General features: G+C 55.6%; 1 protein-coding gene. It reads right to left on the minus strand.

The genetic code is table 11. From position 1 onward, the window contains the following. Window positions 1–60: 60 nt before the first annotated feature. Window positions 61–1,157 (minus strand): IS3 family transposase gene (locus RBB29_RS22250; protein ID WP_306117123.1). Its coding sequence is split into 2 segments (ribosomal slippage): window positions 61–911 and window positions 911–1,157, totalling 1,098 coding nucleotides; the frame shifts between segments, so codons are not numbered across the junction. Window positions 1,158–1,220 lie beyond the last annotated feature (63 nt).

The raw sequence follows: 1,220 nt of genomic DNA on the forward strand, positions 1-1,220 counted from the left end.
TGACCTGAGCCCCAAGTTTCCTCCACCTTGCGGAGAGTCCTTGGTTTGGGTTTGATCGCCTTACGCGGCCAGTTTGTCTATGTTTGTTTTCTCTGCAAATTCTCTGGGCGTCAGGTTTCCCAACGCCGAATGTGGTCGGTGATTGTTGTAATCCTCTTGCCATGCTTCCAGCGTTTCTTTGGCCTCGAACAGTGAACTGAATAGGGTTTCATTGAGGCATTCGTCGCGCAACTTGCCATTGAAGCTTTCGATGAATGCGTTCTGGGTCGGCTTTCCCGGTGCGATGTAGTGCCATTCAATTCCGGTTTCCTGCACCCACCTTAAGATGGCCATGCTTGTGAACTCGGTGCCATTGTCAGACACGATCGTTCCCGGCATTCCGTGCTCAGCGATAACACGGTTCAGTTCACGCGTGACACGCAGTCCAGAGAGGGATGTGTCGGCGATCAGGGCCAGGTTCTCGCGCGTGTGGTCGTCAACAACCGCCAGAATGCGGAACCTTCGCCCATCGGTGAATGCGTCTGAAACGAAGTCCAGGCTCCAACGCTGGTTCGGACCGTCCGGCACCACCATGGGCCTGCGTGTTCCCAAAGCGCGCTTGCGTCCGCCCCTGCGGCGCACCTGAAGCTTCTCCTCGCGATAGATGCGCCTGAGCTTCTTGTGGTTCACCTCGAAACCCTCGCGCCGGACCATCACGTGAATACGGCGATAGCCGAACCGACGGCGTTCCTTGGAAACCCGTTTGATGGCATCGCGCAGCGCGACATCATCCGCCCGGCGCGATTGATATCGTACTATCGACCGATCCACATCAAGAGCAGAACACGCCCGACGCTGGCTCACCTGATGCGCTGCCATCAGATGTGCCACAGCCTTCCGCTTGGCATCGGGCGTCACCACTTTTTTGCGTTCACATCCCGAAGCATGGCGTTATCCAGCATCTGTTCGGCTAACAGCTTCTTCAGCTTGGCGTTCTCAGATTCCAATGCTCGGAGCTTCTTCGCGTCCGACGGCTCCATACCGCCGTATTTGCTTTTGTACTTATAGAAGGTGCCTTGGCTGATCCCGTAGCGCCTACACACATCCGCAGTCTTCTCGCCAGCTTCCTGTTCTTTGATCATCTGGATGATCTGTTCGTCGGTGAATCTCGACTTCATTTGTCCGTCCTTTTGTTGGGCGGACTCTACACAAAAATGGAGGAGATTCAGGGGCTCAGGTCA

It is taken from the genome of Roseovarius sp. MMSF_3359, from assembly GCF_030733385.1.
Taxonomy (GTDB): domain Bacteria; phylum Pseudomonadota; class Alphaproteobacteria; order Rhodobacterales; family Rhodobacteraceae; genus Roseovarius.